The sequence below is a fragment of the Microbacterium sp. 22215 genome (assembly GCF_052045655.1).
GTDB classification, from domain to species: domain Bacteria; phylum Actinomycetota; class Actinomycetes; order Actinomycetales; family Microbacteriaceae; genus Microbacterium; species Microbacterium phyllosphaerae.
The window spans coordinates 150260-175241 of sequence record NZ_JBQEPC010000001.1 but is presented as its reverse complement, the minus strand read 5'-3'; the positions used below and the strand labels follow the sequence as shown (position 1 = coordinate 175241).

At 68.4% G+C, this 24982-nt stretch carries 25 protein-coding genes and 1 pseudogene; 11 read left to right on the top strand and 15 right to left on the bottom strand.

Annotated features, from left to right (window positions below; all coding sequences use genetic code 11):
- Together ACTJKH_RS00925 and ACTJKH_RS00920 are read right to left on the bottom strand one after the other, a co-directional pair.
- On the bottom strand, window positions 1–1605 hold the full coding sequence (locus tag ACTJKH_RS00925) for an ABC transporter permease subunit (RefSeq protein WP_440735422.1): 1605 nt from the start codon (window positions 1603–1605) through the stop codon (window positions 1–3).
- Window positions 1606–1669: 64 nt separating this feature from the next.
- Entirely contained in the window at window positions 1670–2878 is a 1209-nt protein-coding gene (locus tag ACTJKH_RS00920; protein ID WP_440735421.1) for a sugar ABC transporter substrate-binding protein, read from the bottom strand.
- Window positions 2879–3065: 187 nt separating this feature from the next.
- On the opposite strand from ACTJKH_RS00920, the gene ACTJKH_RS00915 reads away from it, so the two are divergent.
- From ACTJKH_RS00915 to ACTJKH_RS00905, 3 genes are all read left to right on the top strand, one after another.
- Window positions 3066–3554 carry a YajQ family cyclic di-GMP-binding protein gene (locus tag ACTJKH_RS00915; RefSeq protein ID WP_210098754.1) on the top strand — a complete coding sequence of 163 codons (489 nt, stop codon included), beginning with the start codon at window positions 3066–3068 and terminating at the stop codon, window positions 3552–3554.
- Window positions 3555–3774: 220 nt separating this feature from the next.
- Window positions 3775–3936, top strand: a complete 162-nt coding sequence (locus ACTJKH_RS00910; protein ID WP_440735420.1) for a hypothetical protein — start codon at window positions 3775–3777, stop codon at window positions 3934–3936.
- Window positions 3937–3993: 57 nt separating this feature from the next.
- Window positions 3994–4629 (top strand): GntR family transcriptional regulator, encoded by a 636-nt coding sequence (locus ACTJKH_RS00905; protein ID WP_440735419.1) that lies wholly within the window; start codon window positions 3994–3996, stop codon window positions 4627–4629.
- On the opposite strand, the gene ACTJKH_RS00900 is transcribed toward ACTJKH_RS00905, so the two are convergent.
- From ACTJKH_RS00900 to ACTJKH_RS00880, 5 genes are all read right to left on the bottom strand, one after another.
- Window positions 4620–5642 (bottom strand): alpha/beta hydrolase, encoded by a 1023-nt coding sequence (locus tag ACTJKH_RS00900; protein WP_440735418.1) that lies wholly within the window; start codon window positions 5640–5642, stop codon window positions 4620–4622. The genes ACTJKH_RS00905 and ACTJKH_RS00900 overlap by 10 nt on opposite strands.
- Before the next feature lie 77 nt (window positions 5643–5719).
- Window positions 5720–7114, bottom strand: a complete 1395-nt coding sequence (locus ACTJKH_RS00895; RefSeq protein WP_440735417.1) for an FAD-dependent oxidoreductase — start codon at window positions 7112–7114, stop codon at window positions 5720–5722.
- 58 nt (window positions 7115–7172) lie between these two features.
- The gene (locus ACTJKH_RS00890) at window positions 7173–8234 is read right to left on the bottom strand and encodes a polyprenyl synthetase family protein (RefSeq protein WP_440735416.1); all 1062 of its coding nucleotides are present in this window, start codon (window positions 8232–8234) and stop codon (window positions 7173–7175) included.
- Between the two features lie 45 nt (window positions 8235–8279).
- The gene (locus ACTJKH_RS00885; protein WP_374759112.1) at window positions 8280–8939 is read right to left on the bottom strand and encodes a ubiquinone/menaquinone biosynthesis methyltransferase; all 660 of its coding nucleotides are present in this window, start codon (window positions 8937–8939) and stop codon (window positions 8280–8282) included.
- A 56-nt stretch (window positions 8940–8995) separates the two neighbouring features.
- On the bottom strand, window positions 8996–9559 hold the full coding sequence (locus ACTJKH_RS00880; protein WP_440735415.1) for a hypothetical protein: 564 nt from the start codon (window positions 9557–9559) through the stop codon (window positions 8996–8998).
- A gap of 59 nt (window positions 9560–9618) precedes the next feature.
- Between ACTJKH_RS00880 and ACTJKH_RS00875 the strand changes: the two genes are divergently transcribed.
- Complete coding sequence (locus ACTJKH_RS00875) at window positions 9619–10869, top strand: isochorismate synthase (RefSeq protein WP_440735414.1); 1251 nt, start codon at window positions 9619–9621, stop codon at window positions 10867–10869.
- Between the two features lie 18 nt (window positions 10870–10887).
- On the opposite strand, the gene ACTJKH_RS00870 is transcribed toward ACTJKH_RS00875, so the two are convergent.
- From ACTJKH_RS00870 to ACTJKH_RS00860, 3 genes are read right to left on the bottom strand one after another with little or no spacing between them, the layout of a single operon-like run.
- On the bottom strand, window positions 10888–11730 hold the full coding sequence (locus ACTJKH_RS00870) for a polyphosphate kinase 2 family protein (RefSeq protein WP_440735413.1): 843 nt from the start codon (window positions 11728–11730) through the stop codon (window positions 10888–10890).
- A gap of 46 nt (window positions 11731–11776) precedes the next feature.
- Window positions 11777–13468: a 2-succinyl-5-enolpyruvyl-6-hydroxy-3-cyclohexene-1-carboxylic-acid synthase gene (menD, locus tag ACTJKH_RS00865; RefSeq protein ID WP_440735412.1), complete on the bottom strand. Its 1692-nt coding sequence runs from the start codon at window positions 13466–13468 to the stop codon at window positions 11777–11779.
- On the bottom strand, window positions 13465–13818 hold the full coding sequence (locus ACTJKH_RS00860; RefSeq protein ID WP_210098762.1) for a PLD nuclease N-terminal domain-containing protein: 354 nt from the start codon (window positions 13816–13818) through the stop codon (window positions 13465–13467). The genes menD and ACTJKH_RS00860 overlap by 4 nt, the downstream gene beginning before the upstream one ends.
- Window positions 13819–13917: 99 nt before the next feature.
- Here ACTJKH_RS00860 and ACTJKH_RS00855 point away from each other — a divergent pair, with 99 nt between their 5' ends.
- Both ACTJKH_RS00855 and ACTJKH_RS00850 read left to right on the top strand, forming a co-directional pair.
- Window positions 13918–14343 carry a hypothetical protein gene (locus tag ACTJKH_RS00855; RefSeq protein ID WP_440735411.1) on the top strand — a complete coding sequence of 142 codons (426 nt, stop codon included), beginning with the start codon at window positions 13918–13920 and terminating at the stop codon, window positions 14341–14343.
- Window positions 14344–14423: 80 nt separating this feature from the next.
- Window positions 14424–15077, top strand: a complete 654-nt coding sequence (locus ACTJKH_RS00850; RefSeq protein ID WP_440735410.1) for a DsbA family protein — start codon at window positions 14424–14426, stop codon at window positions 15075–15077.
- 10 nt (window positions 15078–15087) lie between these two features.
- Here the strand turns inward: ACTJKH_RS00850 and ACTJKH_RS00845 are convergent, their stop codons facing one another.
- Window positions 15088–16164: a PQQ-dependent sugar dehydrogenase gene (locus ACTJKH_RS00845; RefSeq protein ID WP_440735409.1), complete on the bottom strand. Its 1077-nt coding sequence runs from the start codon at window positions 16162–16164 to the stop codon at window positions 15088–15090.
- 103 nt (window positions 16165–16267) lie between these two features.
- On the opposite strand from ACTJKH_RS00845, the gene ACTJKH_RS00840 reads away from it, so the two are divergent.
- Together ACTJKH_RS00840 and ACTJKH_RS00835 are read left to right on the top strand one after the other, a co-directional pair.
- The gene (locus tag ACTJKH_RS00840; RefSeq protein ID WP_440735408.1) at window positions 16268–17020 is read left to right on the top strand and encodes a hypothetical protein; all 753 of its coding nucleotides are present in this window, start codon (window positions 16268–16270) and stop codon (window positions 17018–17020) included.
- A 4-nt stretch (window positions 17021–17024) separates the two neighbouring features.
- Window positions 17025–19097, top strand: a complete 2073-nt coding sequence (locus ACTJKH_RS00835) for a phosphatidylglycerol lysyltransferase domain-containing protein (protein WP_440735407.1) — start codon at window positions 17025–17027, stop codon at window positions 19095–19097.
- Window positions 19098–19108: 11 nt separating this feature from the next.
- On the opposite strand, the gene arfB is transcribed toward ACTJKH_RS00835, so the two are convergent.
- A complete protein-coding gene (gene arfB, locus ACTJKH_RS00830; protein WP_259162284.1) occupies window positions 19109–19549 on the bottom strand; it encodes an alternative ribosome rescue aminoacyl-tRNA hydrolase ArfB in 441 nt (146 codons plus the stop codon).
- 24 nt (window positions 19550–19573) lie between these two features.
- Window positions 19574–20866: an MFS transporter gene (locus tag ACTJKH_RS00825; RefSeq protein ID WP_440735406.1), complete on the bottom strand. Its 1293-nt coding sequence runs from the start codon at window positions 20864–20866 to the stop codon at window positions 19574–19576.
- A gap of 70 nt (window positions 20867–20936) precedes the next feature.
- Here ACTJKH_RS00825 and ACTJKH_RS00820 point away from each other — a divergent pair, with 70 nt between their 5' ends.
- Window positions 20937–21551, top strand: a complete 615-nt coding sequence (locus ACTJKH_RS00820) for a TetR/AcrR family transcriptional regulator (RefSeq protein WP_440735405.1) — start codon at window positions 20937–20939, stop codon at window positions 21549–21551.
- Between the two features lie 56 nt (window positions 21552–21607).
- Window positions 21608–22801 carry a low temperature requirement protein A gene (locus tag ACTJKH_RS00815; RefSeq protein WP_440735404.1) on the top strand — a complete coding sequence of 398 codons (1194 nt, stop codon included), beginning with the start codon at window positions 21608–21610 and terminating at the stop codon, window positions 22799–22801.
- 25 nt (window positions 22802–22826) lie between these two features.
- Here the strand turns inward: ACTJKH_RS00815 and ACTJKH_RS00810 are convergent.
- Window positions 22827–22902 (bottom strand): annotated as a pseudogene (locus ACTJKH_RS00810).
- A gap of 135 nt (window positions 22903–23037) precedes the next feature.
- Between ACTJKH_RS00810 and ACTJKH_RS00805 the strand changes: the two are divergent.
- Complete coding sequence (locus ACTJKH_RS00805; protein WP_440735403.1) at window positions 23038–23973, top strand: hypothetical protein; 936 nt, start codon at window positions 23038–23040, stop codon at window positions 23971–23973.
- Here ACTJKH_RS00805 and ACTJKH_RS00800 read toward each other — a convergent pair whose 3' ends face one another.
- A complete protein-coding gene (locus ACTJKH_RS00800) occupies window positions 23974–24972 on the bottom strand; it encodes an NADP-dependent oxidoreductase (protein WP_440735402.1) in 999 nt (332 codons plus the stop codon).
- Window positions 24973–24982 lie beyond the last annotated feature (10 nt).

The following is a 24982-nucleotide window of genomic DNA, read 5'->3' as shown; positions in this document are numbered from 1 at the left end:
TCAGTTCAGCTCCTCGAGGGCCTTGGTCTTGCGGAAGCTGATGATCGAGATCGTCGCGACCACGATGAAGATCAGGATCGTGAACGCGGATGCGAGGCCGTAGTCCCGGGACTGCCCCGTGAACGCCACCTTGTAGACCATCGAGATCAGGATGTCGGTGTGTCCGACGGGGATGCTCACATCGTCGAACCGGGGTCCGCCCTTGGTCAGCATGTAGATCAGGTTGAAGTTGTTGAAGTTGAACGCGAACGACGAGATCAGCAGCGGTGCGACGGTGACGAGCAGCAGCGGCAGCTTGATACGGCGGAACACCTGCCAGGGGTTCGCACCATCCATCACGGCGGCCTCGTTCACGTCCTCGGGGATGCCCTGCAGCGCCCCCATGCAGACCAGGAACATGTACGGGAATCCGAGCCAGAGGTTCACCAGGAGCACCGACACCTTGGCGAGGTTCGGATCGGTGAGCCACGGGATGTCCGCCCCGCCGAAGATCACCTGATTGATGAAGCCGAAGCTCTCGTTCATCATGCCCGCCCAGACCAGCGCAGAGAGGAACGCGGGGAACGCGTACGGGAGGATCAGGATGATGCGGTAGCCGTTGCGGAACCGCATCCGCGTGTTGTTGAAGACCAGTGCGAGCAGGAGCCCGAGGAAGAACGTCGTCGCGACCGAGAGCAGCGCGAAGACGAAGGTCCAGATCGTCACCGAGATGAGGGGTCCGCGGATGGACTCGTCGGTGATCGCGCGCGCGAAGTTGTCGAGGCCGACCGTCGTCTGCCATCCGGGCAGAAGCTCCGCGCCGTCCTCGGCGGTGAACGCGCCCTCGCCGGTGTCGGTGTAGACGGCACCGGTCGTCGTGTCGGTGATGGTGTCGGCATCCGCGTCGTACTCGAGGCTCGAGACGTACAGATACCCCTTCTGCCCGTCGGGGGCTCGGAGGCTGCCGTCATTCGGGTCGTCGCTGAACGGGACCGAGAGCTTCTCGAGCTCGGAGGAGAGCGTGAAGACCTTCGCGAGCGGGAGCGTGTTCCACCCGTCGACCGCGACCGCCTGGCCGCCCTCGAAGTCCGCGTCCACCTCGGCCAACGGCTGCTCGGCCGTGCCGAGCAGCGCCTCGCCGGATTCGGGATCGGTGACGAGGAGGCCGTAGGTGCCGAACTGCTCGACGACGGTCACGGGGTAGGTGGCGGAGTCCTCGACCCGCTCCTGCGAGGAGGCCAGGAGCGAGGAAATCGCCTGATCCTTGGTGCCGTTGTGCCCGGTGCCGTAGTTCGTGAAGCCGATGTACCCCGTGTACAGCAGTGTGAACACCTGGAAGATGATCAGGAAGATGATCCCTGGCGTGAGGTATTTCGCCGGGACCCGCTTGCGCGAGAAGTAGATGTGGTTGACGAGGACCGTGACGGCCACGACGAGGCCGAGCACCAGCCACTCCTGCTGACCGAAGAGCACGAACGCCGCATAGAGCGCGATCGCGTCGACGACCGCCAGCAGCAGGATCTTCAGCAGCATCCAGCCGATCGGTCCGGATGCCGCGTCGGCGATCCTCGCCGCCTGGCGCTGGCGCTTGTTCAATGGAGCCGTGGGCTCAGCGAGTTCTGTCATCTCGTCCCCGTCGTCGAGCTGCCGGGGCGGACGACGTCCGCCCCGGCAGGGATCGTGCTGTGTGCTACTTGATCGCCGCGGTCACGTCGTCGACGAGCTTCTGCCACGTCGTCTTCGGGTCCGAGCCGTTGATGATCGCCGCTTCTGCGACACCCCAGAACTCCCAGACCGAGCCCATGGCGGGGATGGCCGGCATCGGCACGGCGTCGGCGCCGACGGCCTGGAAGCCGGCGATGATCGGGTCGGATGCCGCGGTGTCCGCCGCCGCCGTCAGGGCGGGAAGCACGTTCCCGGCCTTGAACAGCTCGAGCTGGACCTCTTCGGTGCCGATGTAGTTGACGAGGAAGTCGTTCGCGGCGACCTTGTTCTTCGACTCGGAGCTGACGAAGAAGCCCTTCACACCGGCGAACGGCGAGGCCGTCTCGCCCGTGGGGCTGGGGGCGGGGTCGATCGCGACGTTGATGCCGGCATCGGTGGCCGCGCCCACGTTCCACGGACCGGTCAGCCAGAAGGCCGCGGTGCCGTCGAGGAACTGCTGCTTCGCGATCTCGCCGTCGATGTCGGTGTTCAGCGTGCCCGCTGCACCCTGCGCGGCGAGCCAGTCGGCGAAGGCGAAGCCGCCGTCGCTGCCGAGCTGGAGGTCGGTCGAGTCGTAGCTGCCCGAGTCGTCGGTGCCGAAGACGGGAGCCCCGAACGCGGTCTGGAACGGGTACAGGTGGTACGGGTTGCCCTCTGCGCCCTGCTCGACCACGAATGTGCCCTTCGAGACCATGTCGTCGAAGCTCGTGGGCGCCTCGGGAACCATGTCGGCGTTGCGCAGCACGGCGATGTTCTCGACCGCGTACGGGAGCATGTAGACCGTGCCGTCGTAGGTGGCGGCCTGGAGGGCGACGGGCAGGTAGTCCGCCGACGAGTCGCCGAGTTCGAGCGGCGCGACGACACCGTTGGTCGACAGCTCGCCGAGCCAGTCGTGGGCGCCCATGACGACATCGGGGCCCTTGCCGGTCGGCACCTGCTGGATGAAGTCGTCCTTCATGTCGTCGACGGACTTGCCGACGAGCTCGACCTTGACGCCGGTCTTCTCCTCGTAGGAGTCGGCCGCACCCTGCAGCGCATCGACGCGCTCGGCGTCGACCCAGACGGTCAGCGTTCCGCCGCTCTCGGCGCCCGACGAGTCATCGCCGTTCGTCGCGGTCGAGCAACCGGCAAGGGAAAGAGTCGAAACGATCGCGATGACGCCGGCGGCGACGATGCCCCTCTTGTTCACCTTCATTGGTGTGTGCCTCTCTGAGTACTGGTGGCCTGCGGTACTGCAAGCGCTTACAGTATGCAACGAGATCGACGGGATCTGCAACGAGAATGCAGGTCGATACCAAGCTGTGACCGCGATCTCGGCGATGAAACGTTGTGGAAACGCTTCCAAAGAGGCGTGGAATCAGCGGTATCGATACACTTTGCGTATGGCTGACAGTTCCTTTGACATCGTCTCGAAAGTGGATCACCAGGAGGCCGAGAACGCCCTCAACCAGGCGCGCAAGGAGATCGAGCAGCGCTACGACTTCAAGGGCACCGGCGCGTCGATCGCCTGGAGCGGCGAGCAGATCCTGATCATCGCCGGCACGGAAGAGCGCGCGAACGCCGTTCTCGACGTGTTCCAGAGCAAGCTCATCAAGCGCGGGATCTCTCTCAAGAGCCTCGAGTCCGGCGACCCGTTCGCAAGCGGCAAGGAGTTCCGCATCGTCTCCTCCCTCAAGGACGGCATCTCGTCGGAGAACGCGAAGAAGATCAACAAGATCATCCGCGACGAGGGGCCCAAGGGCGTGAAGAGCCAGATCCAGGGCGACGAGCTGCGCGTGCAGTCCAAGAGCCGCGACGACCTGCAGTCGGTGATCGCGCTGCTCAAGGGCTCCGACCTCGACCTCGATCTGCAGTTCATCAACTACCGCTGAGTCACGCACACAGAGAGGGGGCGGATGCGCGGCATCCGCCCCCTCTCTGTGTGTCCAAAGATCCCATTCCGATATATGGGCGTCGGTGCCGGAGACTTGATGCTGTCGCGTCCCGATGCGACAGACGATACGGCGATGCACGATGCGCTGCCGGGCCACGGTTCCGCGGCTTCGCGAATCGCGGTCCTCGCCTTGTGGGGACTGGGCAAAGTACAGCTCCGTGTACGCCATCGTCTATGGCCGGCGGGTGTCTCAGACACTCGCCGGCCATAGAAGAATCCTGTACGAGATCCCGCGAAGACGCACGCCCGACGAGCGCCTGCGCGCACGTCAGAAAATGCGTCTGTGGATTGTTGGCATCGCGATCTACTTCGTGATGTAGTGGCCGTCCGGGCACATCATGGGGGGCTCGGATCTGGAAAGCAACTGGGGGCAATCCATGAACAGCAACAGCTCGATGACGAGTATTCGAGAAAGCAAGCAGCTCTTGGCCGAGGAGGTGTTCCAGCACATCGGCGCGCAGATCGTGGACGGCGTGCTGGAGCCGGGGCATCGCATCCGCGATGTCGACGTCGCCGAAGAACTGCACGTGTCGCGGACTCCGGTGCGAGAGGCGTTGCAGCGCCTCGAGCGCCTCGGGCTCGTGACGATGTACCCGAGCCGATACACCGAGGTGACCGCAGTCACTCCGGAGACCGTGGAGCAGACGCTCGAATTCGCGGGGTATCAGGCGGGGATGGCGGCTCGCATGGGCGTCGCACGGATGACGCAGCACGACCGCGAGACCCTCGCCGACCTCGTCGAGGAGATGTTCACGGCGCTCGACGACGACGTGCGCATCTCCCACACACGGTGGGCGGTGTTCTCGTTTCTCAGCGAGCGCAGTCGCAACGTCCAGCACCAGGTGCTGATCAACGACGCGAGCATGGCGCTGTTCCGCAACCTCCGCGGCTGGACCGTGCCCGACGACGACAGGGAGCGGATGCTCCAGGTCTATCGGGACTTCCGGCTCGCGGTGCTGCGCGGCGATGCAGACGATGCCGAGCGTCTCGCTCGGCTGATGCACTACGTCTGATCACCACCGGCTGCGGCCGACCAGCCTCTGACCCAGCGGTCGAGGCGGCGATACGCTTCCTCTCTCGCCTCATGGCGAGAGAGGAAGACGTCGTGCAGCGCACCGTCGATGCGCTCGACCGTCACCGAGGGCCCGAGCTTCAGCGCCGCACGTGCGATGTCGTCCACCACGAGCACCGAGTCAGCCCGCGTGAGGTCCTCCGACCACCGCGTGGGCGTCGCGGAACGCGCCGAGAGCAGCACGCACACGGGCGCGTCGATCGTCAGCCCCGCGGCCACTGCGGCGTGCCCCGAGAGCACTGCGTGGAACCAGCCCGCATGCACGGCCATCGTCTGCGCAGGCCGCCACACGGGGTTCACCTCGACCGGATCGTCGGGGTCGGCGACTTCCTGCTGCGCTCGCGTGTAGAAGCCCAGATCGACCTGCGGAGCGACCTCCCGCGGCGCCCAGCGCGCCTGCAGCTCGGCCACGGGCGCGATCAGCGGCCGCGCGGACGCGACCTGGAACTCCAGCCACGGACTGTTCAGGATCAGAGCGGACGCGGCATGCGGGTGCCGTGACGCCCACAGACTCAGGGTGAGCCCCCCGGTCGAATGCCCGAGTAGCACCAGACGGCGGCCGGAGGTGGATCCGTCGACGCTGCGCCCCATCGCCTCGAGGGCTGCGGCGATGTCCTCGTCGTAGGCGGCGAGGTCGGTGATGTACCCGGGCGTCTGCCCCTCCCGCAGGCTGCGACCGTACTTGCGCAGATCGAGCGCGAAGAACCGCGCGCCTCTGGCCGTCCAGAACCGGGCGAGCCTCTTCTGGAAGAAGTAGTCCGACCACCCGTGCACGTAGAGCACATCGACGTCGTCGAGAGGGCGACGGCGTCCGCGCAGCCGATCCCACCAGCTCCGCTCCCCCGGCAGAGCGCGCACAAGAGTGGCGACGACCGCTCCCTCGTCGTCATCGGCGAGCGTGAGCGTGAGCTGCTCGAACTCGTCGCCGAGGACGTCCGCGATCCAGTCAGCCATGTCGCCAGGCTAGCCGACACTCTCCTGCTCCTACGGAGCGGCGTGTCCGTCGGTGAGGTTCAGATGACCGACGACGGTCACTCCCCGCGGGAGACGCGCACCATCTCGTCGCGAGGGACGACCTTGACGCGGGCACGCTCGTGCGGGGCACCGAGAGAGACCTCGTGCTCGTCGAGACGGTGCCAGCCGTCGAGGTCGGTCCACTTGACGTCGCGCTCCTGCAGCAGAGCGGGGATCGCCTCTTCCGAGGGGTCCTCCGGGTGCCACCAGGAGCCCTGGTCGTTGATGATGTGACGCACGGTCTCCATGGCGTCGGACTTCGTGTGACCGATCAGGCCCACCGGTCCACGCTTGATCCACCCGGTCGCGTAGATGCCCGTCATCTGCTGATTCGAGTCCTTCGCGAGCACCTGGCCCTCGCGGTTGGGGATCACACCATGCTTCTTGTCGAACGGCACGCCCGGCAGCGGCGAACCGAAGTAGCCGATCGCGCGGTAGAGCGCCTGCAGCGGGACCTCACGCATCTCGCCGGTGCCCACGGCACCGCCCTGACCGTCGGGCTTCGTGCGCTCGTAGACGAGTGCGGCGACGCGCCCCGCCTCGTCCTTGCGGACCTCGACCGGACGGGCCCAGAAGTGCAGGTGCAGACGACGGGATGCCGTGCCACCGACGTTGTTCTCATCGCCTCGGGCGTCGTTGACGGACGGGCGCTTGCGCCACGACTGCAGGATGCGATCGATGACCATGACCTGCTTGTTGCTCGACACCGCATCCTTCGATGCCTCGTCGTAGTCGAAGTCCTCGTCGTAGACGACCATGTCGACGTCGCGCAGCTCACCGAGCTCACGCAGCTCGAGCGGGGTGAACTTCACCTGCGCAGGGCCACGTCGTCCGAAGACGTGCACGTCGGTGACCGCGCTGGCCTTGAGTCCCTCGTAGACGTTCTCGGGCACCTCGGTGACCAGCAGGTCTTCGGCGTGCTTCGCGAGCATCCGGGCCACGTCGAGGGCGACGTTGCCGTTGCCCAGCACGCCGACGGATGCGGCATCCAGCGGCCATTCGCGCGGCACGTCGGGGTGGCCGTCGAACCAGCTGACGTAGTCGGCGGCGCCGTAGGAGGCCACTGCGTCGATGCCGGGGATGTCGAGCGACGTGTCGCGGATCGCACCCGTGGCGAAGATCACGGCGTTGTAGTGCTTCTTGAGGTCGTCGAGGGTGATGTCCTCACCGAATCGCACGTTGCCGAACAGGCGGATGTCGCCCCGGTCGAGCACGTCGCGCAGCGCGTTGATGATGCCCTTGATGCGCGGGTGATCGGGCGCGACGCCGTAGCGGACCAGTCCGTACGGCGCGGGAAGCTGCTCGAAGAGGTCGATCGAGACGTCGAACTTGCGCTCGGCCTTCAGCAGGATGTCGGCGGCGTAGATGCCGGCGGGGCCCGCTCCGACGATGGCCAGTCTGAGCTTGGTCATAGGGGGTCCTTTCGTAGGCCGTCACGCTCGGCACAGGCGGCGCAGCGCCGCGGGACGATCAGCTGGAGCGTTCGACGAGGGTCTCGGCGAAGCGCGTGAGCGCCTCGCGCACGGTGCCACGCGGAAGCGGGGCGAGCGCGTCGATCGCATCCTGGGTCCAGGAATGCGCGAGCGCCAGGGTCTTCTGGGTGCCGGTGTGGTCGCGCAGCTCGGTGAGCGGTCCGTCGAGGATCGACGGGTCGGCACCATCGGCGATACGGGCGACACCGTCGTCGATGCGGGACGCGAGGTCGATCGACGCGTCGTCCGGCTCTGCCTTGAGCAGCAGGTACGGCATGGTCGGGACTCCGGCGCGCAGGTCGGTTCCCGGGACCTTGCCGGTGTCCTCGGGCTTCGCCGACAGGTCGATCACGTCGTCGAGCAGCTGGAACGCGACGCCGATCTTCTCGCCGTACACGCGCAGCGGCTCTTCGTACTCCGACGGTGCGTTCGAGAAGATGACGCCACCCTGGGTGGCGGCCGCGATCAGGGACCCGGTCTTGTCGGCGAGGACCTGGATGTAGAACTCGATGGGGTCGTCGTCGGGCTGCGCGCCGATCGTCTCGTGCATCTGGCCGAGGACCAGGCGCTCGAACGTGTCGGCCTGCAGGCGGATCGCCCGCTCACCCAGACGCGACATCAGCTGGCTCGCACGGGAGAAGAGGATGTCGCCGGTGAGGATGGCGATGTTGTTGCCCCACACCGTCTGCGCCGCGGGCACACCGCGTCGACGATCGGCGCCGTCCATGACGTCGTCGTGGTAGAGGGATCCGAGGTGCGTGATCTCGAGCGCCTTGGCGACATCGATCACCTGCTCGGTGTTGCCGTCGCCGAGCTGGGCGGCGAGCAGCGTGAGCACGGGACGGATGCGCTTGCCTCCGGCCTCGTACAGGTAGCGGCTCGCGGCGTCTGCCAGCGGATCCGCGACGCGCACGTCTTCTGCGAGGCCCGTCTCGACCTTCTCGAGGCCGTCTTCGATCGCCCGCGCGACGCGTCGGCCAGCGGTGCCGATGAAGACACGGTCGCTGAAACCGAGACGGCTCGCCAGTCGCGAACCAGGGGCTACGCGGCTCGAAGTCACGCTCTCAGCCTACCGTCGTCGGAGATGCGGGTTCGCGCACGATGTTCACGCGGGCTTGAACGCCCGGTGGAGCGCGACGATGCCGAACGAGAGGTTGCGGTACTCGACCTCGGTCCAGCCCGCCTCGCGGATCCAGGCCGCGAGCTTCTTCTGATCGGGCCAGTCGCGGATCGACTCGTTCAGGTAGTCGTAGGCGTCGCCGTTCGTGCCGGCGACACGGGCGACCCGAGGCAGCACCTGCGAGTTGTAGAAGCGGTAGGCGGCACGGAACACGGACCCGGGAGGGGTCGAGAACTCGTTGATGACGAGGCGGCCGCCCGGCTTCGTGACGCGGAGGAGCTCGCGAAGCGCCTTCTTCGGGTCGTTCACGTTGCGCAGCGCATACGACATCGTGACCGCGTCGAACTCTCCGTCGGCGAACGGCAGATCGGTGGCATCCGCCTGCACGAACGAGAGATTGCGGATGCCGCCGTGACGGCGCTGCCCTTCGGCGAGCATGCCCGGCGAGAAGTCGGCGGCGACGACCTCTGCGCCGCTGCGCGCGAGGGACGCCGACGACGAGGCGGTGCCCGCACCGAGGTCGAGGATCTTCTCGCCCGGCTTCGGGGCGACGGCGCGGGTCGTGGCCGCGCGCCACAGCGCATCGTTGCCGACCGTCATCGCCGTGTTCGTGCGGTCGTAGCCCGCGGCGACCTGGTCGAACATGCCGCTGACGCGGGCGGGGTCCTTACCGAGATCGGCGCGGTTTGCTTCGTTCGAGGTCACGGCTCCAGTCTAGGCGCGAGGTGCAGGGCTTCGAGGCGGTCGAGCCAGAGATCTGCGGTGGCATCGTCGAACGGAGCGCTCTGCTCGCGCACGCGCTGCTCGAGATCGAGCGCGAGTGCTTCGAGCCGCGTCATGATGTCGGCGGGATACCCGAACTGCGCGCTGTGCTCGGCCCACTCGTCGCGGTCGTCGACCCACGTGCCCCGCTCACCCTCGACACGGACGACGTCGAGGTCCATGTCGATGCCTGTCGCCAGCAGCGGGTCGTCCGACCAGCGCACATCCCATCCGAGGTCGATGTAGATGCGCATCCCCTTGGGGTGGTCGCGGTTCACCGTCAGCGCGTAGTCGGTCTGCCGAGGCACCAGGGTCACGTTGGGGCCTGCCGCGATGAAGGACGCCCCCGGACGCGCACTGCGCCAGCCGACGGGCTGCCCGATCCAGTCGCCCCATCCGTCGGCGCCGAGGTACACGCACTCGTGCCGCCAGTGCGGGGAGCCGTCCCACTTGCGCCACTGGAAGATCATCTCGGTGCCGGGTGCGGGGCGCGCGTCGCTCATGGACTCAGCGTAGGCGCCGCCTCGGGCCCTGCGTGTCGGCGACGAAGTAGGCTGGAGGGGTGAGCACCAGGCTGGTCGTGGAGACCCGTGAGATCGATCCGGTGGAGGACCTCCTGGCCTATGCCGATCCGGCCCGACCTCTCGCGTGGTTGCGCCGCGGAGACGGGATCGTGGCCGTCGGCGACGGTGTCGTCGAGACCGTGCGGGTGCCCGCGGGCACCTCTGGTCTGCGCTCGGCGGCGATCTCGACCGCGTGGCGTGAGCTCTCGGAAGATGCCGAGATCCACGACGACCTGGGCCTTCCCGGCACGGGACTCGTGGCCTTCGGAGCGCTGACCTTCGACGAGGACTCGGCCGCTGACAGCGTGCTGATCGTCCCGACGCTCGTGATCGGCCGCAGTCACGGTCGCACGTGGCTCACGAGCATCCGTTCCTCGTCGTCCGACGCGGCACCCGATGCCACGACGCACGAGTACGGCCCGCACTGGGCGGGAACCGTCGGCCCGGGCGCGCAGAGCCCCCAGGGCTACCAGGATTCCGTGAGCCAGGCCCTCGCACGCATCGCCGCCGGTGAGCTGAGCAAGGTCGTGCTCGCCCGCGACCTCACCGGCAGCATCCCCGCCGGTTCCGATCTGCGTCGCCTCGTGCGGGCGCTGTCGACCGGCTACCCCGACACGTGGGCCTTCGCGGTCGACGGGCTGATCGGCGCGAGCCCCGAGACGCTCGTGACGGTGCAGCAGCGCACGGTCACCGCACGCGTGCTGGCGGGGACCATCGGACGCGGTGCCGACGCGGACGCCGACACCGTGGCATCCGCCCATCTCGCCTCGAGCACGAAGGACCTCGACGAGCACGAGTACGCCGTGCAGAGTGTCCTCGCCTCGCTGCGCCCGCACACCCGTGCTCTCGCGGCGAGCGAGCAGCCGTTCCTGCTCAAGCTGCCGAACCTCTTCCACCTGGCGACCGACGTCGAAGGCGAGCTCGCCGACGGCGGCTCGTCGCTCGACCTGGTGGGTGCACTGCATCCGACCGCCGCCGTGGCCGGCACCCCGACCCCTGCCGCGATCGCCGCGATCCGCGAGCTGGAGCCGTTCGACCGAGGCCGCTACGCGGGTCCGGTCGGATGGGTGGATGCCGCGGGCAACGGGGAATGGGCGATCGCCCTGCGCTGTGCGCAGTTCTCCCCCGCCGCGACCGAGATCGCCGTCACCGCCTACGCGGGTGCCGGGATCGTGGCCGGTTCCGACCCCGAATCGGAGCTGCTCGAGACCCGCGTCAAGTTCCGCCCGCTGGTCGACGCCCTCGCCTGACCGTCCCGACCTCGACGGTCAACTGGCGGCGAGGCGCTTCTTCTCGGCCTCGACGTCGAAATCGGCGGCGGGCCACTGCGGGTCGATGCTCTGCAGCGCGTCGAGGAGCAGCTCCTGCACGGCGAGCCGCGCGTACCACTTGCGATCCGCCGGAATCACGTGCCAGGGAGCTGCAGCGGTCGACGTGCGGTCGAACACGGTCTGATACGCCGCCATGTAGTCGTCCCACAGCAGGCGCTCGTCGACATCACCCGGGTTGTACTTCCAGTGCTTGTCCGGCCGCTCGAGGCGTTCCATCAGGCGCGCTTTCTGCTCGTCGGGCGAGATGTGCAGCATGACCTTGATGATGCGGATGCCCGATGCCGCAGCCTCGGCCTCGAACGTGTTGATCGCGTCGTAACGGCGCTCGATCTCGTCGGCCGGAGCCAGGGAGCGCACCCGACCGATCAGCACGTCCTCGTAGTGAGAGCGATCGAAGACGCCGATGAACCCGGGTTCCGGCAGACGCGGCGTGACCCGCCAGAGGAAGTCGTGGGCGAGCTCCTCCGCCGTCGGCGCCTTGAACGCGGTGAGCGCGACGCCCTGCGGATCGACGCCGCCCACGACGTGACGCACGATGCCGCCCTTGCCTGCCGAGTCCATGGCCTGCAGGATCAGCAGCACCGAGTCCTTCGCGACGCCGACCCTGCTCTCCGCGAACAGGCGCTCCTGCAGCTGGTTGAGTTCGTCGAGGCCGGATTCGAGGGCCCGCGCACCGTCGGCCTTGGAGCCGTCATAGCCGGGAGTGCTCCTCGGGTCGACGTCTGCCAGACGGAATCCGTCGCCGACCTGCAGTGTCTTGGCCCACTCGTGCGCTGTCATGCGTTCATCCTGCCACCGCGGCCGGCCGTCGCAGGGGAAATCAGGGTCAGCGGGTCAGCGGGACCTCGATCAGCTGACGACCGCCCGTCGGTGTGGTCAGCACCTGATCGAGCGCAGTACGCGTCGTGACGCGCTGATACTCCCAGCCGTAGGCGAGCGCGAGCTTCTCGAGTCGCACCGTGTGCGGGGTGTAGAACGCACGGTCGAGATCGGCACGGTCTGCCGTGGCTCCGACTTCGAGCCCGTCGAAGATCGTGCCGCCGCCGTCGTTGCCCACGATCACCTGCAGTCGCGGTTCGTCCTCATCAGGCGGCAGGAGGAGCGCGCCGACGTCGTGCAGGAACGCGAGGTCGCCCAGCAGCACCCGGGTGACACCGGGAGCCCCGCCCGCCTGACTGGCGAGGGCGATTCCCGTGGCGGTGGCGACGGTGCCGTCGATCCCCGCGAGGCCGCGGTTGGCATGGACCGGCACCTTCTTGCCGCCGAGCACCGCATCGGCGACGCGGACGAGGCGCGACGAGCCGAACACGAGACGGTCATGGGGCCAGGTCGCCCGCCACACGGCATCGGCGAGGAGCTCACGGTCGAGCGGGCGCCGCACGGCCGCGAGCTCGACCTCGACGGCGTCTCGCCGCGCACGGGGGTCGGACGACGCGAGCCCGTCGTGATCCGGGGCACGCTCACTCAGGTCGACGATCTGCGAGGCGGATGCGGTGAGCCAGGCGCCGAGCCAGTCGCGGTCGCCCGCACCGGGGGCCATGGTGACGGTAGCCGCGGGCGTCGTGCGTCCGTTGAGGTTCAGCTCTTCGCCGCCTCGACGCACGGCGATCACATCGACGTCGGCCCGGGACAGCAGTCGGGTGACCTCGCGGCTGAGGGTCGGGTGGCCGAGCACGACCGCGCGCTCGACGCGTCCACCGAGCTCGTCATCGCCGAGCAGGGCGCGGTAGCCGTGCACGATCTGGCGTCCGAACCGAGCGCCGCTGACGACCTCGGCGATGAGCGGCCAGGATCCGGCGTGCGCGACCTCCTCGGCGTCGGCGCCGGCGTCCGCACCCGCGATCACCACGGTGCGAGGGCCCCGGTCGAGCACGATCGGCTCGGGCAGTGCGGGGCGTGCCGCTTCGCCCGGCACGATCTCGACGGCCGGGAGTGCGCCCGACAGCGGCTCCCGCGACGGAAGGTTGAGGTGCACGGGGCCGGCGACGCCGGGGTGGCCGTGCGGAGCATCCGCCCCCATCGCGATCCCGACCGCACGGGCGGCGATCCCCGACCAGTCGCCGTCGTCGGGACCGTCGCCGGGAACGGGAGCGTCGACCTGCTCACGCACCCAGGGTGCGAACATGCCGGGCTGGGCAGTCGCCTGGTTCGCTCCGATGCCGCGGAGCTCGGGCGGGCGGTCGGCGGTCAGCAGAAGCAGGGGCACACCGGAGTGGAATGCCTCCATCGCGGCGGGCAGGAGGTTTGCGGCGGCGGTTCCCGAAGTGCAGAGCACCGCCGCGGGAACACCGGTCTCCCGCGAGAGGCCGAGAGCGGTGAACCCGGCGACGCGTTCGTCGATGCGCACGTGCACCCGCAGGTGCCCCTGGTTCGCGGCGTGTACCGCGGCGAGCGCGAGCGCCTGCGAACGGGAGCCGGGTGAGAGCACGAGGTCACGCACTCCGTGACCGATGAGGTCGGCGATCAGGGATGCCGCGGCATCCGCAGCCGGCGACGCCGACTCAGCCGATGCCGTCACGGACGCGGATCCGGCGCGGCGCCGTCGTCGGTCTCGTCCTCGAGGCGGGCGAGCTCCTCTTCGAGGCGGCGGATGCGGGCATCCTGCTCGCTCTTGCTGATGGTGCGCAGGAACGTCGGGTCGTCGTCCGGGCCGGTGATGCGGATGGCATCGCCCGGGTCGTTCGCGCGGCGGCGACCGATGACGAACCAGAGGATCCCGCCGATGACCGGGATGAAGACGACGATCGCGACCCAGGCGGCCTTGGGCACACCGCGGTGCCGCGTCGACGGCTGCACGGCGCAGTCGACGATGCTGTACACCCAGAAGATGGCGGCCAGGAAGCCGCCCACGATCAACAGTCTTGCCACCCCTCCAGTGTAGGCGGGTGTGCGAAGGCGGGATCGGTCGTGCCGCCCCACGAGGGTTGAGATCTCATTCCGACACCCGATTGTTAGACTGCGCGGACCATGCCCCACCCGTCGATGCGCCTGCGACAGCACGGCACCGAGCGGATGCTGATCCTCCGGGTCGCTCTCACCCTCGGCCTCGCCGTGCTGCTGGTGATCGGTGCGTGGTCGACCTCGCACGGCAAGACCGATGCCCACTCCGCGCTGTGCCTCGCGCCCGGTGCGTCCGCTGCGTCGGCGGCATCCGCCTCCGGCCATCACGACGCCGGGATCACGGTCGTCGATGCGGTGTCGTCAGACGGAGGCCTCGTGGTCGCGGCCGCGCTGTGCTGCTTCCTGCTCGTGCTGCTTCTTCTGCGCTTCGGTCGCGCCTCGCATCTCATCGTGACGAGCAGAGCGCTCGCGACCTCCGCCCCGACACGCGCCGGCCCTCGCCTGCACGTCCCCGCTCTCACGCTCACCCAGCTCTCCCTCTCCCGGACCTGAATCAGGCACGCCGTCGTTCGGCGACCCCGGCCGCGCCGCGGCATCCTCACCCTGCCTGATCCCCACCGTTGGAGAGCCCCATGAAGACCCCTGTCAAGGCGACCCTGATCGCCATCGCCGTCGCCATCGTCCTCGCCGTCGTCGGCATCGTCTACGCGATGTCGCAGCGCGCCGCGGAGCCGACCGCCCCCGAGGGCGAGAAGCTGCAGACCGTCCGCACCGACTCGCACGTGCTCGACGACGGAGGAGCGGATGCCGTGACCGTGGTCGAGTTCCTCGACTTCGAGTGCGAGGCCTGCGGCGCCTTCTACCCGATCGTCGAAGACCTGCGCGAGCAATACGCCGGTGACATCACCTACGTGGTGCGGTACTTCCCGCTGCCCGGCCACATCAACTCGACCCAGGCAGCGCTCGCCGCCGAGGCCGCGGCCCAGCAGGACCGCTTCGAGGACATGTACCACCGCCTGTTCGAGACGCAGTCGCAGTGGGGCGAGCAGCCGCAGGAGACGCCCGAGGTGTTCCGGGGCTTCGCGTCAGATCTCGGACTCGACATGGCGGCCTACGACGCGGCCGTCGCCGACCCCGCGACCCTTGCGCGCGTGCAGGCCGACAAGAGCGACGGAGAGAAGCTCGGCGTGCGCAGCACCCCCAGCTTCTTCATCGACGGCGAGCCCGTGGTGCTGGAGGCGTGGGACGACCTCGAGGCCGCGATCGACAAGGCCGTCGGCGACTGAGGGCGCGGGGTCAGTCGAGCCCGAGACGGATGATGCGGTCGTCGCCGTCGGACGGGTTCCCGCGGCCGTCCGTGTTGTTCGTGAGGAACCAGAATGTGCCCCCGGCTCCGATCACGACGTCACGCAGCCGACCGAACTCCCCCACGTACTGTTCGGTGCTCGTGGTCAGGTCATCGAGAGGAACGGTGCGCAGGCGCTCGCCGCGCAGGTTGGCGATCACGATGTCGGATCCGGTGACCGCGATGCCGCTCGGGCTCGCGTCGTCGGGCGACCACTGCTGCACCGGGTCGATGTAGTCGGGGTCTCCGGCGATGCCCTCCACCTCGGGCCAGCCGTAGTTGCCGCCGGCGTCGATGACGTTCAGCTCGTCCCAGGTGTCCTGCCCGAACTCGCTCGCGTACATCGCGCCGTCGGCATCCCACGCGATGCCCTGCGGATTGCGGTGTCCGAAGCTGTACACGGGCGACCCCTCGAACGGGTTGTCGTCCGGAACGTCGCCCTCGGGCGTGAGACGCAGGATCTTGCCGGACAGAGCATCGGGGTCCTGGGCGCTGTCGCGGTCGCCCGCATCTCCGGTGGTGACGTACAGCATGCCGTCGGGACCGAACGCGATGCGGCCGCCGTTGTGGTTTCCCGCCGAGGGGATGCGTTCGATCACCGTCGTCGGCTCACCGAGAGACAGGTCACCGGCCTCTCCGCGGATCTCCCGACGCTCGACGCGGTTCCCGTTCTGCGCCGTGAAATAGGTGAACAGCTCGCCGTCATGCACCGCGAGTCCGAGCAGGCCGCCCTCGCCGCCGGGCGCGACACCGTCGATCACGGCGACCTCGCGCGTCTCGCCGCTCTCGGCGATCTCGAGCACTCGCGCGGAGTCGCGCTCGCTCACGAGAGCGACGTCGTCATGGAAGGCGATCGACCAGGGCGCATCGAGCCCTTCAGCGAACGACTCGGGCGCCGGGAGTGAGACCGACGTCGGCTCGGACATGCACGAGACGAGCAGGAGGACCGTCGACAGGGATGCGGCGGCGAGCGCGGCGGCTGTGCGCGGGTGTGATGTCGGACGGCGGCGGGTCGTCTTCGCGTGCATGACTCCATTCAAGGCGGGATCGCCACCGAGCGACACCCTCGAGCCGCGAACCGCCCCGCGGAACCGGTATCGGAGACCCCGGACGCACGAGCACAATACCGATATGAGCGAAGGCTCCTCCCTGGAGCTGCCCGTACCGGATGAGGGGCCGGAACCGGCATCCGACGATGAGATCGCACCGCCGACGAGGGAATCGGATGCGGTGCTGGGCCGCCGCGCGCAGCTGCTGGCCACCGAGCACTGGGGCCTGCTCGCGGCACGCAGCACCGCGCAGAGCGAGGTGCTCACCCGGATCACGATCTTCCTGACCCTCGTGTCGGCCGGTCTCGTGACGATCGGGCTGCTCGGGCAGGCCTCCGATTTCGGCGGCTGGTTCGGCGGCGCCTCGCTCGCGATCCTCGGGTTCCTCGCGCTCATCGGCTTCATGACGCAGGTGCGGGTGATGAACGTGTCGGAGGAGGACATGATGTACGTCGTCGCGATGAACCGCATCCGCGGCGCGTACGTCGACCTCGACCCCGCGGTGGCGGATGCGTTCCTCGCCTCGCCCTACGACGACGCCGCGGGCATGAAGCGCACGTACTCGTTCCTGCGACCTCGGGGCGCCAGCATCCTGCTCGGCAGCTCGGTGATGCTGCTGATCGTCGTGAACGCATGCGTGGTGGGGATGCTGGTCGGCTCGGCGATCATCGCCGGCGGAGGCTCGTTCGCGTGGGCCATCGGATGCGGGATCATCGCCGGCCTGCTCTTCACCGTCGGCTTCATGACGTTCGGCGGCATCGGGTTCCGGTGGGCCTGGAGTCACTACACGCCCCGGCGCCCCACTCCGGACGGAGGCACGTCGTCGCTACGCTGAGCGCATGACCGAGACGCGAACCCCCGCGCATCCCGTTCTCGCCGTCGTGCGACGACTCCCCGCGACCCTCACGATGATCGCGCTGATCCTCGTCGTCGGAGTGGTGTGGCAGGGCCTGTGGCGCCCCTTCGAAGACACCCCGTTCTTCGCCACCGTGGCCTACGGACTGCCGAACTTCCTCGACGGCAAGTGGTGGACCCCCCTCACCGGCACGTTCTTCGTGAACCAGCCGTGGGTCTACGTCTTCACGATCTCGGGATTCTGGGGCATGGCGTACCTCGAGTTCCGCCGGGGAACCCGAATCGCTCTCGCCTACTACTGGATCGGTCAGCTGTTCGCGATGTTCGCGACCGCTCTGGTGCTCGCCGTCGCATCGCAGCTGCCGTGGGCGTGGGCCGAGGCCCAGGCGCAGGCGCTCGACGTCGGCGCCTCCGGCGGAACGATGGCCTGCATCGCGGCGGCCGTCGGCCTCTTCCGCCCGCCGTGGCGGGTGCGCGGCTGGCTGGTGCTGCTCGGTTTCGTGTTCACCGCGATGCTGTTCTGGGGCGCACTCGCCGACCTCGAGCACCTGCTCGCGGTGCTGCTGATCCTGTTCGCCGACCGCACCCTGCGTGTGCGGCGCACGACAGTGCGCGAGCAGAGGCTGATCGCGGTGATCGCGCTGCTGGTGCTGGGGGCGGTCGAGATCATCACGACCTTCGTCGCCACCGACGGCCCGTTCGGTCCGACGGAGCCCGCTTCGGGGGGATTCATCGACCTGGCGATCGACCTCGTCGTGATCGTCGTGCTCATGAACGGACTCCTGCGTGGTCGCCGGTGGGCGTGGGTGCTCGTGCTCCTGCTCGGCCTGTTCAACGTCCTGGTGGCGGCACTCCTGCTGATCCTCATCACGGTCTTCTCGCAGGCGCAGGTCGACCTGCGGTGGGACGGCGAGACCGAACTCTCGCTCGCCAACGGCTTCCTCTGGCTGATCCTGCTCGTCTACCTGGTGTGGGTGCGGCGCGCGTTCCGGGCGAAGCGCAAGTCGCTGCTCGGCATCCAGCCGGCTCCCTCGGTCGACGAGGTGAAGACCGAGCTGCGTGCGCACGGCGGCGGCACCCTGTCGTGGATGACGACCTGGGAGGGCAACAGCTACGCCCGCACAGCCGGGGGAATCGTCGCGTACCAGCGGCGAGCCGGGGTCGCGCTGGCGCTCGCGGATCCGATCGGACCGGCGGATGCCCGTGCCGATGCCGTCGCGGAGTTCATCCGAACCGCGGAGCTCGCGGGACTCGTCCCGTGCTTCTTCAGCTCGGACGACGCCACCCGCCAGGCCGTGCCGTCGACCTGGCGGAGCATCGTGGTCGCCGACGACACGATCGTCGACCTTCCTGGTCTCGAGTTCACCGGCAAGCGCTGGAACTCGGTGCGCACCTCGCTGAACCGCGCCGGCCGTGACGAGATGACCTTCCGGATGACGCATCTGAAGTCGGAGTCGTGGGGCGTGCAGCAGCAGCTGCGCGCGATCTCGGAGGCCTGGGTCGGTGACAAGGACCTCCCGGAGATGCGATTCACGCTCGGCACCCTCGAGGAGGCGGAGGATCCCGAGGTCCGCCTCGCCCTCGCTCTTGCTCCGAATGGCGACGTCGACGGGTTCCTGTCGTGGCTGCCGGTCTACGGCGACGCCGGAACCGTGCGGGGCTGGACGCTCGACCTCATGCGCCGTCGGGAGGGCGGCTTCGCACCGGTCATGGAGTACCTGATCGGGTCATCCGCTCGTCAGTTCTCCGAGGAGGGCGCGCAGATCATGTCGCTGTCGGGTGCTCCCCTCGCCCACGACTATCCGCCGGATGCCGGCATGATCGCCGCACTCAGCGACCGCCTCGCGGAGGCTCTCGAGCCCGTGTACGGCTTCGGATCGCTGCACCGGTTCAAGCAGAAGTTCCACCCTCGCTACGAGACCATGTACCTGCTGTTCCGCGACGAGAGCGACCTCGCCGCGATCGGCACCGCCCTCACTCGGGCGTTCCTGCCGGATGCGACCCTGCGACAGTTCGCCGGCGCTGGTCTCGAACTCGTGCGCGGCGGCAAGGACTGATCGGGGATTCGTCACCCGTCGCGCGGCGGCTTGCGCATCTGCTTGACGTCGGTGCGCCGCTTCTTCGCGGTCAGCCGCCGCTCCTTCGACCCACGGCTCGGCTTCGTCGCGCGACGCTGAGGCGCCGGCGGCCGCAGAGCATCGGCGACGAGCGCCACGAGGCGTTCCCGTGCGGCATCACGATTGCGCAGCTGCGCGCGGTGCTCGGAGGCCGCGATCGTCAGCGCTCCGTTCACCAGACGACTGCTCAGTCGGTCGAGGATGCGGTCGCGCTGATGGGGCGTGAGAACGGCGCTGTGTGCGGCATCCCACACGAGCTCCACGCGCGAGTCCGCCGTGTTCACGCCCTGCCCGCCGGGCCCCGACGAGCGCGAGAAGCGCCACGACAGCTCGGCCTCGGGGATCGTGAGGCCCGAGGAGACCCGGAGCCCGGGGCGGTGGGATGACGGCATGCATCCATCATCCCTCCGCCCAGGTCAGTTGTCGGCGTGCGCGAGCTCGGTAGGCAGGTCGGCATCCGCATCGGCATCGGTCGGCTCGCGCTTCGCGGTGTTCGCGACGTGGGCGCGGCCGACGACGATCGCGGCGACGACCATGAGCGCGGCACCCAGCCAATACGGGGCCGCGTGGCTCACGGTGACGTAGAGGGCGCCGGCGATCAGCGGTGCGACGGTGTTCATCGCCGCGGCGAGCGACTGGGTCGCTCCTCCGAGCCAGCCCTGCTCGTCGTCGCCGACCGCGTTCGACATGGCTCCGTCCATCGCTGCCTGCGAAGCCCCCTGGCCTGCGGCGAGCATGAGCGCACCCACGATGAACACCCACGGCTGCGCGAAGATCGAGGCGACGACCGCGAGGCCGATCAGGCCGATCATCTGCGCGACGATGCCGCTCACGATCACGCCGCGCTCTCCGATGCGCGGGAGCAGGATGCCGAGCAGCACGCCCTGGATGAGGATGTCGATGATGCCGACGGCCGCGGTGAGCAGACCGATCTGCGTGGGCCCCCACTGGATCGAGTCCAGGGCGAGCACGCTGAAGTTGTTGACGAAGAAGCCGAACGGCAGCGCGAGCAGACCGAAGCCGATCATGAGGCCCCGGAGCTCCTTGCGGCGGAAGGCGTCTTTGAAGACGGCGAACGGCTGCAGGTCGCGGACGGCGATGCGCGGGATGCGGTTCTCGGGCTTCAGGCTCTCGGGAAGCAGGAAGATGCTGAGGATCGCGATGATGAGCCCGACCGCCGCGGTGAGGAAGACCGGGAGCTGCAGACTCACGGCGGCGAGGAGACCGCCGATCGCCGGGCCGATCATCATGCCGATCCCCGACAGGGCACCGAGCAGTCCGAACCGCTGCGCGCGCTTCTCGGGCGGGGTGATGTCGGCGAGGTAGGCGAAGAGGGCGGGCATGTCGCCGGCGGTCAGCCCCTGGATGACGCGGGCGAGGACGAGCACCCAGATCGCTCCCCCGATGCCGAACAGCGTCATGGCGAACGCGGCACCGAATGCGGCACCGATGATGACGGGGCGACGGCCGAAGCGGTCGGAGAGACGACCGAGGAAGGGAGCGACCAGGAAGGCGCACAGGCCGTTGATCGCTTCGAGCACTCCGACCCAGATCGCGAGATCGCCCTCGTGCGACACGTATTGCAGCACGACGAAGGGCAGGACGGGGAGGACGACGGTCATGCCGATGACGGAGAGCATCGTCAGCACGATGAGCATGATCCAGGCGCGCTTTTCGCTGCGCGCAGGCGGGTTCGTAAGTGAAGTCACTCCGAAACTGTATCAATACCAGTTTTGTTGTCAAGCCAGTTTTGTATCGAGTGCGCGATATCGTTGAGACATGACGAACTCCGCACCCCTCGGACGCCGGGAGCGCAAGAAGGCGGCCACCCGCAAGAACATCTCCGACGTCGCGACGATGATGTTCCTCGAGCGCGGCTTCGACAACGTCAGCATCCGCGAGGTCGCCGATGCGGCCGACGTGTCTCCCACGACGGTGTTCGCGCACTTCCCCCAGAAGGAGGCGCTCGTGTTCGACGAGGACGACGAGCAGCGCGATCGGCTCGTCGCTGCCGTGCGCGACCGCGCAGCCGGGATCACCATCAACCGCGCGATCCGCGATTTCTACACCGCCGAGGTCGGCGCCAACATCGACGAGCACGGCAACGACGTGACGCGGATCTTCCTCGCGTTCCTCAATGAGACCCCCGCGCTGCGCGAGTACGCCGCGAAGATGTGGCTGCGGCACGAGGATGCCCTCGCGGATGCGATCGCCGACGAGCTCGGACTCTCCGAGCCGACGGCGGAGATCCGCGTGTACTCGCGATTCGTGCTGCAGATGCAGCTGCTCGTCAACGAGCACGAAGACCAGCTCGGAATCCTCGATGCCGGGTTCGCCGTGCTCGAGAACGGCTGGGCTCCGGTCGAAGCGGCCATGACGGCGTCGGAAGACTGAACCCGCCCTGGCGGCGTCAGCACCCTCCGCCGTAGCGGCGATGCCAGGATGGTCGCATGGCATTCGGAATGGTCCGCGACGTGCTGCGCCCCACGGACTCTCCGCGCGCGGATCGGGTGACGTACGTCGAGCTGTTCTTCGACCTCCTGTTCGTCCTCGCGTTGACGCAGCTGTCTGCCTACCTCTACGACAACCAGACGCCTCTGGGCGCCGTCGAGGGCGTCATCATGGTGTGCGCGCTGTGGTGGGCGTGGGTGTCGACCACCTGGGTGACGAACTGGCTCGACCCCGTCAAGCTCCCCGTGCGCGCGGCGGTGATCGCACTGGCCTTCGTGGCGCTCGTGATGAGCGTCTCGATCGCCGAGGCGTTCGGCGAGCGCGCGTGGGCCTTCGCGATCGCCTATGTCGTCTTCCAGGTCGGACGCACGGCCTTCATCGTGTGGGCGACAGCCCGCCACGATCGGCGGGTGGCCCGCGACTTCTCGCTCATCCTGTGCTGGACGGTCGCCGGTGGCGCCCTGTGGATCGCGGGCGCACTGATGCCCCTCGGGTGGCAGCTGCCGTTGTGGGCCGCAGCACTGGCACTCGAACTGCTGGGCACTGTGCTCGGTTTTCCGGTCCCCGGACACGGGAAGGTCCGGCTGAGCTCGTGGGACCTCTCCGGTCCGCACATCGCCGAGCGCACGTCGCTGTTCGTGCTCATCGCACTCGGTGAAGGCCTGCTGGTGACCGGCTTCGCGTTCGTCGACAAGGAGTCGTCCGTCGCATCGATCGCTGCTATGATGACGGCGTTCGTCGCGGCAGCGGCGACCTGGTGGATCTACTTCGATCACGGCGAACGCATCGGCGCCGAGGCGATCGAGGCATCGGACGAACCGGCACGGCTCGCCCGCACCGTCTACACCTGGGTGCATCTTCCGATCATCGCGGGCATCGTGCTCCTGAGCGTGGGCGACAAGGAGATGCTCGCACTGCCCGACCAGCACGGCCTCGCCGCGACGGTCGTGGTCGTCGGCGCACCGATCCTCTTCCTCACCGGCACGGTGCTGTTCCGCCGCGTGCTCGAAGGGCGCTGGGCGCGGGCTCAGCTCATCGGTCTGGTGGCTCTCGTCCTGCTCGCCGGTGTGGGGCTCGCAGGTGTCATCGTCACCGTCCTCGCCCTGTCGATCGCGACCGCGCTGGTGCTCGTCGGTGTAGCAGCGGGCGAGACCGTCGAGCGTCTGCGTCGAGGCCGCCGCTCAGGGGGCTGACCGGGCGTTCAGATCCCGGACAGAGTGGACGCGACGGCGGGAGTCGAACCCGCAACGCCGTCAGATATGAGCTGAGGCCCGGGACCGCCCGGATCGCCGCGATGGGAATGACGCTACCTCGCCGTGATCTGGATGACCAGCATCGTTGCGGGGATTGACAAAGTGAGTCCTCGCGTGTCGAGAGGCGTCACGCCGCGTCATCCGACTCCGTCCGGAGCGAGGTGTACGGTCACCTCATGGCCGTTGATGAGGACACCGCCCCCACCGGCCTCAAGACGCATCGATACCTGCGACTGTCCCTCGTCTTCATCGTCTTCACGCTGCTGCTCAGCGTGGTGATCCAGACGATCGTCACCTCGTGGGAGCCGTTCACTGTCGGATGGACTCCTCTGCCCTCGATCAGCCACTACTTCTACACACCGGCTCGCACCGTCTTCGTGGGGGCTCTGATCGCGGCATCACTCGCACTCCTCGCGCTGTCCGGGCGTGACCGCGCGACCACCCTGCTCGACATCTCGGCGCTTTTCGCGCCGTTGATCGCGATCGTGCCGACCAGTCTCGCGAACCACCAGCGAGTCGGCCCGTTCGAGTGCCCTGACAACGTCGAGTGCGTACCGGTCGAGTTCCAGGGCGACATGCGACTCGGCATCGCCGTCTACGCCATGGTCGTCGTGGCGCTCGTGATCACGATGGCCGTGATCCGGCGCCGCACCCGCACGCCGAACCCCTCGGCCCGACTGGTGTCGATCATCGCGCTGATCACGGCGGCCGCCGTCGCCGCCCTCGCTTTCGCACCCGCACTCAACGAGTACTTCCCGTTCAACCTCTGGCCGGTGCACAGCATCCACTTCGTCGTGACCCTGCTGTTCTTCGGCGTATTCGCCGCGGTCCCGATCCTCTACGCCGGCGGGCCGCTCGACCCCGGCGAGACCCCGCCCACTCCTCGCCAACGATCGATCTACCGCTGGATCGCAGGTCTCCTGATCGTCGACCTCCTGCTGCTCGTCGCGGCGCTCGCCTTCCGCCAGGTGTTCGGCGAGACCCCGGTCGTGCTCTTCGGCGAAGCCGTCGCGCTGACCCTGTTCGCCGCCTTCTGGTGGGTGCAGACCTTCCAGCGATGGGATGACCCGAACCCGCCGTCGATCATCGCCCGAGGTGCCGACGGCGGCTGATCAGACCTCGAGCGTGGCCACGATCTTGCCCCGACCACCGCCGGCCGCGAGATCGGCGAGCGCCGCAGGGATCTGGTCGAATGGATAAGTCTTCGAGACGACCGGCGTGATCACTCCGTCATCCACCAGAGTCGCGATGCTGCTCAGCTGGGCGCCATCCGCACGCATGAACAGGAACTCGTACCTGACCCCGAGGCGCTTCGCCTGGCCCCGGATCCTGCGGCTCAGCGCGGCGATCGCGAGCCGCACCACGGCGTTCAGCTTCTTGCGCTTCGCGAACGCGGGGTCGGGGGGACCCGAGATCCCGATGGCCAGGCCACCGGGCTTGAGCACCCGCAGCGACTTCTCGAGGTTCTCCCCGCCGAGGCTGTCGAGTACGAGGTCGTAGTCCGAGAGCACCTCTTCGAAGTCCTCGGTGCGGTAGTCGACCACGACGTCGGCACCGAGGCGGCGGACGAAGTCGGCGTTGGCTGCGCTCGCGGTGGTGGCGACCGTGGCTCCGAGGTGCTTCGCGAGCTGGATCGCGATCGAGCCGACACCGCCCGCGCCCGCGTGGATCAGGACCCTCTGACCGGACCCGACCCGCCCCCGCTCGACCAGCGCCTGCCAGGCGGTGAGCGCCACGAGCGGCAGCGACGCGGCCTCCGCCGCCGTGATGCGCGTCGGGACGAGAGCGAGATCCGACTCGGCGACCGCGATGCGTTCGGCGAACGCCCCCATCCGGCGCTCGTCGGGCCGGGCGAACACCTGATCGCCCGGGCGGACGGACTCGACGAGCCCGCCGACGCGGATCACGGTGCCGGCGACATCGTTACCGAGCACGACCGGCAGGGAGTACGGCAGGATCTGCGCGAACTCGCCCACGCGGATCTTCTCGTCGAGCTGGTTGAGTCCGACGGCCTCCACCCGGATCAGGACGTCTCGGTCACCGACCTCGGGTTCAGCGGTCTCCCTCAGCTCGAGCGGCTGCTTGTACTTCGTGAGCACGAATGCGCGCATGAGTGTTCTC

Bases quoted from the DNA above. Each gene is read 5' to 3' on its own strand.
- ACTJKH_RS00920 (WP_440735421.1), bottom strand. From the start codon at position 2,878: ATGAAGGTGAACAAGAGGGGCATCGTCGCCGCCGGCGTCATCGCGATC.
- ACTJKH_RS00805 (WP_440735403.1), top strand. From the start codon at position 23,038: ATGGCCGTTGATGAGGACACCGCCCCCACCGGCCTCAAGACGCATCGA.
- ACTJKH_RS00925 (WP_440735422.1), bottom strand. From the start codon at position 1,605: ATGACAGAACTCGCTGAGCCCACGGCTCCATTGAACAAGCGCCAGCGC.
- ACTJKH_RS00895 (WP_440735417.1), bottom strand. From the start codon at position 7,114: ATGACCAAGCTCAGACTGGCCATCGTCGGAGCGGGCCCCGCCGGCATC.
- ACTJKH_RS00800 (WP_440735402.1), bottom strand. From the start codon at position 24,972: ATGCGCGCATTCGTGCTCACGAAGTACAAGCAGCCGCTCGAGCTGAGG.
- arfB (WP_259162284.1), bottom strand. From the start codon at position 19,549: ATGCCGTCATCCCACCGCCCCGGGCTCCGGGTCTCCTCGGGCCTCACG.
- ACTJKH_RS00850 (WP_440735410.1), top strand. From the start codon at position 14,424: ATGAAGACCCCTGTCAAGGCGACCCTGATCGCCATCGCCGTCGCCATC.
- ACTJKH_RS00815 (WP_440735404.1), top strand. From the start codon at position 21,608: ATGGCATTCGGAATGGTCCGCGACGTGCTGCGCCCCACGGACTCTCCG.
- ACTJKH_RS00905 (WP_440735419.1), top strand. From the start codon at position 3,994: ATGAACAGCAACAGCTCGATGACGAGTATTCGAGAAAGCAAGCAGCTC.
- ACTJKH_RS00870 (WP_440735413.1), bottom strand. From the start codon at position 11,730: ATGACAGCGCACGAGTGGGCCAAGACACTGCAGGTCGGCGACGGATTC.
- ACTJKH_RS00845 (WP_440735409.1), bottom strand. From the start codon at position 16,164: ATGCACGCGAAGACGACCCGCCGCCGTCCGACATCACACCCGCGCACA.
- ACTJKH_RS00880 (WP_440735415.1), bottom strand. From the start codon at position 9,559: ATGAGCGACGCGCGCCCCGCACCCGGCACCGAGATGATCTTCCAGTGG.
- ACTJKH_RS00885 (WP_374759112.1), bottom strand. From the start codon at position 8,939: ATGTTCGACCAGGTCGCCGCGGGCTACGACCGCACGAACACGGCGATG.
- ACTJKH_RS00855 (WP_440735411.1), top strand. From the start codon at position 13,918: ATGCCCCACCCGTCGATGCGCCTGCGACAGCACGGCACCGAGCGGATG.
- ACTJKH_RS00835 (WP_440735407.1), top strand. From the start codon at position 17,025: ATGACCGAGACGCGAACCCCCGCGCATCCCGTTCTCGCCGTCGTGCGA.
- ACTJKH_RS00840 (WP_440735408.1), top strand. From the start codon at position 16,268: ATGAGCGAAGGCTCCTCCCTGGAGCTGCCCGTACCGGATGAGGGGCCG.
- ACTJKH_RS00820 (WP_440735405.1), top strand. From the start codon at position 20,937: ATGACGAACTCCGCACCCCTCGGACGCCGGGAGCGCAAGAAGGCGGCC.
- ACTJKH_RS00900 (WP_440735418.1), bottom strand. From the start codon at position 5,642: ATGGCTGACTGGATCGCGGACGTCCTCGGCGACGAGTTCGAGCAGCTC.
- ACTJKH_RS00915 (WP_210098754.1), top strand. From the start codon at position 3,066: ATGGCTGACAGTTCCTTTGACATCGTCTCGAAAGTGGATCACCAGGAG.